The organism is Buttiauxella sp. (assembly GCF_035271705.1).
In the GTDB taxonomy this organism is placed as follows: domain Bacteria; phylum Pseudomonadota; class Gammaproteobacteria; order Enterobacterales; family Enterobacteriaceae; genus Buttiauxella.
In genome coordinates this window covers 1-8,355 of record NZ_DATERI010000137.1, presented here as the reverse complement: position 1 = coordinate 8,355, position 8,355 = coordinate 1, and the positions used below count along the sequence as shown (strand labels likewise).

Annotated in this window: 10 protein-coding genes; 6 read left to right on the top strand and 4 right to left on the bottom strand. The window is 49.1% G+C overall.

Annotated features, from left to right (window positions below):
* From VJY99_RS12685 to adhP, 5 genes are all read left to right on the top strand, one after another.
* Positions 1-568 (top strand): ACT domain-containing protein (locus VJY99_RS12685; protein ID WP_324118951.1); only part of this gene is annotated, 568 nt, incomplete at its 5' end.
* A 63-nt stretch (positions 569-631) separates the two neighbouring features.
* Positions 632-1,423, top strand: a complete 792-nt coding sequence (mazG, locus tag VJY99_RS12680) for a nucleoside triphosphate pyrophosphohydrolase (protein WP_324118949.1) — start codon at positions 632-634, stop codon at positions 1,421-1,423.
* A gap of 225 nt (positions 1,424-1,648) precedes the next feature.
* On the top strand, positions 1,649-3,289 hold the full coding sequence (pyrG, locus tag VJY99_RS12675; RefSeq protein ID WP_324118947.1) for a glutamine hydrolyzing CTP synthase: 1,641 nt from the start codon (positions 1,649-1,651) through the stop codon (positions 3,287-3,289).
* Positions 3,290-3,373: 84 nt separating this feature from the next.
* Positions 3,374-4,678, top strand: a complete 1,305-nt coding sequence (gene eno, locus VJY99_RS12670) for a phosphopyruvate hydratase (protein ID WP_324118945.1) — start codon at positions 3,374-3,376, stop codon at positions 4,676-4,678.
* A gap of 170 nt (positions 4,679-4,848) precedes the next feature.
* Positions 4,849-5,865, top strand: coding sequence for an alcohol dehydrogenase AdhP (gene adhP / locus VJY99_RS12665; RefSeq protein WP_324118943.1), 1,017 nt, complete (start codon positions 4,849-4,851; stop codon positions 5,863-5,865).
* A 61-nt stretch (positions 5,866-5,926) separates the two neighbouring features.
* Here adhP and VJY99_RS12660 read toward each other — a convergent pair whose 3' ends face one another.
* Positions 5,927-6,097, bottom strand: a complete 171-nt coding sequence (locus VJY99_RS12660; protein ID WP_324118941.1) for a hypothetical protein — start codon at positions 6,095-6,097, stop codon at positions 5,927-5,929.
* 244 nt (positions 6,098-6,341) lie between these two features.
* Between VJY99_RS12660 and queE the strand changes: the two genes are divergently transcribed.
* The gene (gene queE / locus VJY99_RS12655; protein ID WP_324118952.1) at positions 6,342-7,013 is read left to right on the top strand and encodes a 7-carboxy-7-deazaguanine synthase QueE; all 672 of its coding nucleotides are present in this window, start codon (positions 6,342-6,344) and stop codon (positions 7,011-7,013) included.
* Positions 7,014-7,184: 171 nt separating this feature from the next.
* Here the strand turns inward: queE and VJY99_RS12650 are convergent, their stop codons facing one another.
* From VJY99_RS12650 to VJY99_RS12640, 3 genes are all read right to left on the bottom strand, one after another.
* Positions 7,185-7,724, bottom strand: coding sequence for a phage integrase (locus VJY99_RS12650; RefSeq protein WP_324118939.1), 540 nt, complete (start codon positions 7,722-7,724; stop codon positions 7,185-7,187).
* A gap of 161 nt (positions 7,725-7,885) precedes the next feature.
* Positions 7,886-8,152, bottom strand: coding sequence for a hypothetical protein (locus tag VJY99_RS12645; RefSeq protein ID WP_324118937.1), 267 nt, complete (start codon positions 8,150-8,152; stop codon positions 7,886-7,888).
* 1 nt (position 8,153) lies between these two features.
* Positions 8,154-8,354, bottom strand: coding sequence for a tlde1 domain-containing protein (locus VJY99_RS12640; protein WP_324118935.1), 201 nt, complete (start codon positions 8,352-8,354; stop codon positions 8,154-8,156).
* Between the last annotated feature and the right edge of the window lies 1 nt (position 8,355).

Genomic DNA, 8,355 nt, shown 5'->3' with positions numbered 1-8,355 from the left:
GATGAGTAACTACCTGCAATCGCAGTTTAACAAGCCAACTGCGGCTGAACAGGATGAGCAAGCTCTTCGTCAACTGAAGCAAAAAACGCACACGCCACAGTCGCGAAGCAAAGACAATGGCCGCGTCGTCGTCGAAGGGGTGGGCAATCTGATGCACCACATTGCACGTTGCTGCCAACCGATTCCCGGCGATGAGATAGTCGGCTTCATTACGCAGGGGCGTGGGATCTCTATCCACCGTGCAGACTGTGACCAGCTTGCAGAACTGCAATCACACGCGCCAGAACGTATTGTTGATGCAGTGTGGGGCGAAAGTTACTCCAGTGGTTATTCGTTGGTGGTGCGAGTGACGGCCAACGACCGCAGCGGTTTGTTGCGCGACATCACCACCATTCTGGCGAATGAAAAGGTCAACGTGTTAGGCGTCGCAAGTCGTAGCGATACTAAGCAGCAGTTGGCGACTATTGATATGAATATCGAAATTTACAACCTGCAGGTGCTGGGCCGCGTGCTGGGCAAACTGAATCAGGTGCCGGATATCATCGACGCGAAGCGATTACACCGTTAGTTGTACCTCACAAAAGGGCGGGAGAAATCCCGCCTTTAATTTTTGTATTTGTAAGGAATGGATATGAGCCAAATCACCCGCCTGCTGAACATCATGAAGCGCCTGCGTGACCCGGAAACAGGCTGCCCGTGGGATAAAGAGCAAACCTTCGCGACCATCGCTCCCTATACCCTGGAAGAGACTTACGAAGTGCTGGATGCCATCAACCGCGAAGATTTTGATGATTTGCGCGGTGAATTGGGCGATTTACTGTTCCAGGTGGTGTTTTATGCACAGATGGCTCAGGAAGAAGGGCGCTTCAATTTCGACGATATCTGCGAGGCAATCAGCGATAAACTTGAACGTCGTCACCCACATATCTTTGCCGATGCGACTGCGGAAAACAGCACCGAAGTGCTGACTCGCTGGGAGCAAATCAAAAGTGATGAACGTGCTGAAAAAGCGCAGCATTCTGCAGTCGATGATATTCCTCATGCTTTACCCGCTTTAATGCGTGCACACAAAATCCAGAAGCGTTGTTCAGCGGTTGGCTTCGATTGGACGACTCTTGGGCCTGTGTTAGACAAAGTTTACGAAGAGATCGACGAAGTGATGTTTGAGGCAAAACAGGCTGTCGTTGATGAAGCAAAACTGGAAGAAGAAATCGGGGATTTATTGTTCGCGACAGTTAATCTCGCACGCCATTTAGGGACCAAAGCCGAGACCGCATTACAAAAAGCCAACCTGAAATTCGAGCGTCGTTTCCGCGAAGTGGAACAGATTATTGCCGCGCAAGGGTTAAAAATGGAGCAAGCGACACTCGATCAGATGGAAAATGCCTGGCAACAAGTTAAAGGCAAGGATTCTGATATCTAACGTGTTTTTTGGCTTAGGCGCACGTTTCGATCATTTTAATTTAACAAGCGATTGATTTACGTCAAAAACATTTATGCCAAACGGGCTATTTTCAGTGCCCTGACAAAGTGCGAGGTCAGGGCTTTGCAGACAGAATGAAAGTTTGTGGCGCCGATACTGTTCGGGTATACTACTTTCCCGTCTTGGTACTCCCATCGTCTTTAAACCTAACTTCTCAGGTTCAGCATGACAACGAACTATATTTTTGTGACCGGCGGGGTCGTTTCCTCTCTGGGTAAAGGCATTGCCGCAGCCTCCCTCGCAGCTATTCTCGAAGCCCGTGGCCTCAACGTATCCATCATGAAACTCGATCCGTACATCAACGTCGATCCGGGTACCATGAGCCCTACTCAACATGGGGAAGTGTTCGTTACAGAAGACGGCGCTGAAACCGACCTGGATTTAGGTCACTACGAGCGTTTCATTCGCAATAAAATGACGCGTCGTAACAACTTCACTACTGGCCGTATCTACTCAGAAGTTCTGCGTAAAGAACGCCGTGGCGACTATCTGGGTGCGACTATCCAGGTTATCCCACACATCACGAACGCTATCAAAGAACGCATCCTTGAAGGTGGCGAAGGCTACGATGTCGTACTGGTAGAAATCGGCGGGACTGTAGGTGATATCGAATCCCTGCCGTTCCTCGAAGCGATTCGTCAGATGGCTGTAGAAGTGGGTCGTGAGCACACCCTGTATATGCACCTGACTCTGGTGCCATACCTGGCTGCTGCCGGTGAAGTGAAAACTAAACCGACTCAACACTCCGTAAAAGAACTGCTTTCCATTGGGATTCAGCCAGATGTGCTGATCTGCCGTTCTGACCGCGTTGTTCCGGCAAACGAACGTGCAAAAATTGCATTGTTCTGTAACGTCCCGGAGAAAGCGGTTATTTCTCTAAAAGATGTCAATTCCATCTATAAAATTCCAGGTCTGTTGAAATCACAGGGTTTGGACGATTATATTTGTAAACGATTCAGCTTGAACGTTCCTGAAGCTAACTTGTCCGAATGGGAACAAGTTATTTACGAAGAATCGAATCCAACAAGCGAAGTTACGATTGGTATGGTCGGCAAGTACATTGAACTGCCAGATGCCTACAAATCTGTGATTGAAGCGCTGAAACACGGTGGTTTGAAAAATCGTCTGACCGTTAACATCAAGCTGATTGACTCGCAGGATGTTGAAACTCGCGGGGCTGAAGAAATGCTTAAGGGATTGGATGCTATCCTTATCCCTGGCGGTTTCGGTTACCGTGGTGTGGAAGGCAAAATTGCCACCGCGCGCTATGCTCGTGAGCAGAACATTCCTTACTTGGGTATTTGCTTAGGTATGCAGGTTGCGCTGATCGAGTTTGCACGAAACGTTGCGGGCATGGCTAACGCCAACTCAACTGAATTTGTGCCAGACTGTAAATACCCGGTGGTTGCCTTAATCACCGAGTGGCGAGATGAAGAAGGTAACGTTGAAGTTCGTACTGAAAAGAGCGACTTAGGCGGTACTATGCGTCTTGGCGGCCAGCAGTGTCAGTTGACCGATGGTAGTCTGGTGCGCCAGATGTACGGTGAACCGACAATCGTTGAGCGTCATCGCCATCGTTATGAAGTCAACAATATGTTGTTGAAGCAAATTGAAGCAGCAGGTCTGCGCGTTGCGGGCCGTTCCGGTGATGACCAACTGGTAGAAATCATCGAAGTACCAAATCATCCGTGGTTTGTTGCTTGCCAGTTCCACCCGGAATTTACTTCGACTCCGCGTGATGGCCACCCACTGTTTGCAGGCTTTGTGAAAGCTGCCGGTGAGTACCAAAAGCGTCAGGTGAAGTAAGCAGAAAGTTAGAATGACAACGCGCGAATGTTTCGCGCGTTGTTTGTCTGGAGTTTTAGTTTAACTTGTACTGAGGAAAATCTAATGTCCAAAATCGTTAAAGTCATCGGTCGTGAAATCATCGACTCCCGTGGTAACCCGACTGTTGAAGCTGAAGTTCATCTGGAAGGCGGTTTCGTAGGTATGGCTGCTGCACCATCAGGTGCTTCAACAGGTTCCCGCGAAGCGCTGGAACTGCGCGATGGCGACAAATCTCGCTTCCTGGGCAAAGGCGTTCTGAAAGCCGTTGCTGCAGTTAACGGCCCGATCGCTGCGGCTGTAATTGGTAAAGATGCGAAAGACCAGGCTAACATCGATAAGATCATGATCGACCTGGACGGTACCGAAAACAAATCCAACTTCGGCGCTAACGCAATCCTGGCTGTTTCTCTTGCTGCTGCTAAAGCTGCTGCTGCCTCTAAAGGCCTGCCGCTGTATGCACACATCGCTGAACTGAACGGCACTCCAGGCAAATTCTCTATGCCACTGCCTATGATGAACATCATCAACGGTGGCGAGCATGCTGATAACAACGTTGATATCCAAGAGTTCATGATTCAACCAGTTGGCGCGAAAAACCTGAAAGAAGCCATCCGTATGGGTTCTGAAGTTTTCCACACCCTGGCTAAAGTTCTGAAATCTAAAGGCATGGGTACTGCTGTTGGTGACGAAGGTGGCTATGCGCCAAACCTGGGTTCCAACGCTGAAGCACTGGTTGTTATCGCTGAAGCGGTTAAAGCTGCAGGTTACGAGCTGGGTAAAGACATTACTCTGGCTATGGACTGTGCTGCTTCTGAATTCTACAAAGACGGTAAATACGTTCTGGCTGGCGAAGGCAACAAAGCTTTCACCTCTGAAGAATTCACTGCATTCCTGGAAGATCTGACTAATAAATACCCAATCGTTTCTATCGAAGACGGTCTGGACGAGTCTGATTGGGATGGCTTCGCACACCAGACTAAAGTTCTGGGCGATAAAATCCAGTTGGTTGGTGACGATCTGTTCGTAACTAACACCCAGATCCTGAAAAGAGGTATCGACAACGGTATCGCTAACTCCATTCTGATCAAATTCAACCAGATCGGTTCTCTGACCGAAACTCTGGCTGCGATCAAAATGGCGAAAGATGCTGGCTACACTGCAGTCATCTCTCACCGTTCAGGCGAAACTGAAGACGCTACCATCGCTGACCTGGCTGTTGGTACTGCTGCAGGCCAGATCAAAACCGGTTCTATGAGCCGTTCTGACCGTGTTGCTAAGTACAACCAGCTGATTCGTATCGAAGAAGCTCTGGCTGCTGCCGGTACTCCAGCTCCGTTCAACGGTCTGAAAGAAGTTAAAGGTCAGTAATTCGTTACTGCTTTAAATTCTTACAAAAAACCCGCTTCGGCGGGTTTTTTTATTTCTATTTTTGTCGGCTCCTGAGCAACTTACGTATCAGCTCAAGCGTAGAGTTTGCAGATACCTCGCCAGTCGACCAGGCTTACGGGGAATTTTCACTCACAGGTCAGGAGACCGACATGAAAGTAGCAGTTGTGAATAAAGACCACTCTGTAGGGATCATTGATAAACCCGTTCGCGCCCTTCAACACGGCGAGGCATTGCTGACGATGGAATGTTGTGGCGTATGCCATACCGATTTACATGTAAAAAATGGAGATTTTGGTGACGTTACAGGCATAACGCTTGGGCATGAAGGCATTGGCGTGGTGAAGACGGTTGGCCCTGGCGTGACGTCCCTGAAAGTGGGCGACCGTGCAAGCGTTGCCTGGTTCTTCCGTGGATGCGGAAACTGCGAATACTGCAATACCGGCAATGAAACCCTGTGCCGCAGCGTGACTAACGCGGGTTATACCGCCGATGGTGGCATGGCTGAGGAGTGCATCGTTGTAGCCGATTACGCGGTAAAAGTCCCTGATGGCCTTGAATCGGCTGCTGCCAGTAGTGTGACTTGTGCTGGTGTCACCACTTACAAAGCGGTGAAAGTCTCGCACATTAAACCGGGTCAGTGGATTGCGATTTACGGCTTAGGCGGCCTTGGCAATCTGGCGTTGCAATATGCTAAAAATGTCTTTAATGCCAAGGTGATTGCCATCGACGTGAATGATGCTCAGCTAGATTTCGCCAAAGAGTGTGGGGCGGATTTGGTCATCAACTCACGTAATGAAGATGCCGCCAAAGTCATCCAGGAAAAAGTGGGTGGCGCACATGCAGCGGTAGTGACTGCTGTGGCGAAAGAGGCATTCAATTCAGCGGTAGACGCTGTTCGTGCAGGGGCACGTATTGTCGCCGTGGGTTTACCATCTGATTCTATGAGCCTGAATATTCCGCGTCTGGTTCTCGATGGCATCGAAGTGGTGGGTTCATTAGTCGGAACGCGCCATGATTTAGCCGAAGCCTTCCAGTTTGCTGCCGAAGGGAAAGTGGTGCCTAAAGTCACCATGCGCCCACTGGAAGATATCAATGCCATTTTCAAAGAAATGGAAGACGGTAAAATCAAAGGCCGCATGGTGATTGATTTTAAAACCAAAAAGTAAGCTTTGTGATTAACTAAGCGTGGTCGGGATATCCCGGCCACTGGCTTTTATAGCGACTGAATCACCCGCTTAAGTAAGCGAATTCTTGGCTCAATGCTGTCCAGTTCCAACCCTCAGCCTGATACCATTGCTGAAAAATTTGGCTTACTTGTGTAACACCATCAATCGTTGCCGTTCCACAGTCGATATTAACGACCTTCTTTAGCTCCTGAAGGTACTTTTTTAATTCCATGGTTTACTTCAGAATCATAATTCGCATCATTAACATGGCACCGAACGCATTCGTTACGCATGATCTCAACCGCCACTTCTGCGATAATTACTCTTTAACCCGTCGCCCTTCAATATGCATGGGGTGTTGGCTGCTCTCGTTCACCCGAATCACTTACTCGTGTAAGCTCATCGGGATTCGCTCGATTGCCGCCTACCTGCATCCTGAAGTCGCTTGGGTATCACACATTTTATCTGAGATGACTATGCAGTACCCGATTAACGAGATGTTCCAGACCCTGCAAGGGGAGGGCTATTTTACTGGTGTGCCCGCCATCTTCATTCGCCTGCAAGGCTGCCCAGTGGGCTGCGCGTGGTGCGATACCAAACACACCTGGGATAAACTCGCAGATCGTGAAGTCTCTCTATTTAGTATTCTCGCCAAAACGAAAGAGAGCGATAAATGGGGTAATGCCAGCGCAGAAGATCTGCTGGCGATATTCCAGCGCCAGGATTATACCGCACGCCATGTGGTTATCACCGGAGGGGAACCGTGCATTCACGATCTCACTCCGCTCACCTCGCTGTTTGAGCACCACGGTTATAGCTGCCAGATTGAAACGAGCGGCACGCACGAGGTGCGTTGCACGGCGGGAACCTGGGTGACGGTTTCCCCGAAAGTGAATATGCGTGGTGGCTACAATGTGCTCTCTCAGGCCCTGGAACGCGCCGATGAGATTAAGCATCCGGTTGGGCGTATACGTGACATTGAAGCGCTGGACGAACTGCTGGCAACACTGGTGGATGATAAAAAACGCATTATCGCGCTTCAGCCTATCAGCCAGAAAGAAGATGCAACGCGCCTGTGTATTGAAACTTGTATCGCACGTAACTGGCGGCTTTCAATGCAGACGCATAAGTATTTGAATATCGCTTAAACGAGAAAGGCACCCGAGGGTGCCTTTTTTATGTCTTATAAATCAGTTATTTAGATTTTAAATCAGTATGTTAAACGCAGCATAAATCCTCATGAATCCTTATCAATCCCAGTGTTTTGGGCAATTTGTGGATCAATTTGCAATACGGTTAGTGGGTTTAAAATTACAGCATCATTGAGGACGGGTGAGAAATGCCATTTCCGGCACACGATCCCTCATTAGGGATTGTCCGGCGACAGGGTGCTCGTTATGAAACAAACCAACTCTGATCAGAGCTGTAAAAACGCCACTTAATATTTTTTGGTCTTTATTGATTGTGCCGGGTTTTACACCCGTAGCCAGGCGATCAGCCCGATATTGAGCCAGGCTCGCGCGCGTGATTTTGTCGCTCCGTGGGTTATCCATGCGATCAGATATGTTGAGAAGTTTTTTTTTGATAGCCTCGCCGTCTTTCAGCGTTCTGCCGTGGTGCACCCACCATAACTCTATCAACTCAGTGAGTGGACGCCGGTCGCTGGGTTTCTCAACCCAGCCCTTGTTGTTTTGCGTGGCAATAATCCATCGCTCATACCGTTGAGTCTCGGATTTTGTGTCAAATGATTTGCGGATCCGTCTAGGCAGCCCGCGCCCGTGCTGGGCTGCGGGGGTGTGATTGCTCATTGCAAAAAATGTAGTGAATTTCAGTGGTTTGCAGCAAACAACCAACGGCACCGATCCGCCCGTTTCGTTAACTAATTGAATGAAAAAAGGATCGTTTCGGTTTCGTGGGATTTTGAGGGAGCACCACAGGATTTTTAATGGGTCTATAAAATAAGGAAACCCGCGCAGGTGGCGGGCTGGAGGGGGACGGGTATACCTTTAAACCAATGTAATTATTTGCGCAACGCCGCCTTTTTTTTACGCGCTCTGGCAGTCGTGTATCGCCACACCATAAAACCGGCACATAGCGTGATGATGAGTGATAACGCCACAAAAACGTCGAATGTGTAATCCTCTATCGAGTCGACGCCATCCACTCCGATCGCCGATAAAAAATCATAGTACCAGCCAGCGGGAACGACCCGATACAGAACGATAATTAGCCCAAAAAATAGCGCAAAGTGGACGCACCATAATAAAATATATTGCCACGCCCGCATTTTAATAAACCTGCACTACGCCATGAGCAATTAAATTCGTGCCTGGCACGATTTCCCCTGGTGTTCGCAGTAGCGCCCCTGCAATCAATTTAAAATGGCTCTGATTATACAGCGTTATACACCCCTTACTTTGACCGCTGGGGCCAATAGGGTGGAGTCTAAATTCCCCCCCGCCTGACCCCCTCGATAAAAGTGGCGTCATC

Bases quoted from the DNA above. Each gene is read 5' to 3' on its own strand.
- mazG (WP_324118949.1), top strand. From the start codon at position 632: ATGAGCCAAATCACCCGCCTGCTGAACATCATGAAGCGCCTGCGTGAC.
- pyrG (WP_324118947.1), top strand. From the start codon at position 1,649: ATGACAACGAACTATATTTTTGTGACCGGCGGGGTCGTTTCCTCTCTG.
- eno (WP_324118945.1), top strand. From the start codon at position 3,374: ATGTCCAAAATCGTTAAAGTCATCGGTCGTGAAATCATCGACTCCCGT.
- adhP (WP_324118943.1), top strand. From the start codon at position 4,849: ATGAAAGTAGCAGTTGTGAATAAAGACCACTCTGTAGGGATCATTGAT.
- VJY99_RS12660 (WP_324118941.1), bottom strand. From the start codon at position 6,097: ATGGAATTAAAAAAGTACCTTCAGGAGCTAAAGAAGGTCGTTAATATC.
- queE (WP_324118952.1), top strand. From the start codon at position 6,342: ATGCAGTACCCGATTAACGAGATGTTCCAGACCCTGCAAGGGGAGGGC.
- VJY99_RS12645 (WP_324118937.1), bottom strand. From the start codon at position 8,152: ATGCGGGCGTGGCAATATATTTTATTATGGTGCGTCCACTTTGCGCTA.
- VJY99_RS12640 (WP_324118935.1), bottom strand. From the start codon at position 8,354: ATGACGCCACTTTTATCGAGGGGGTCAGGCGGGGGGGAATTTAGACTC.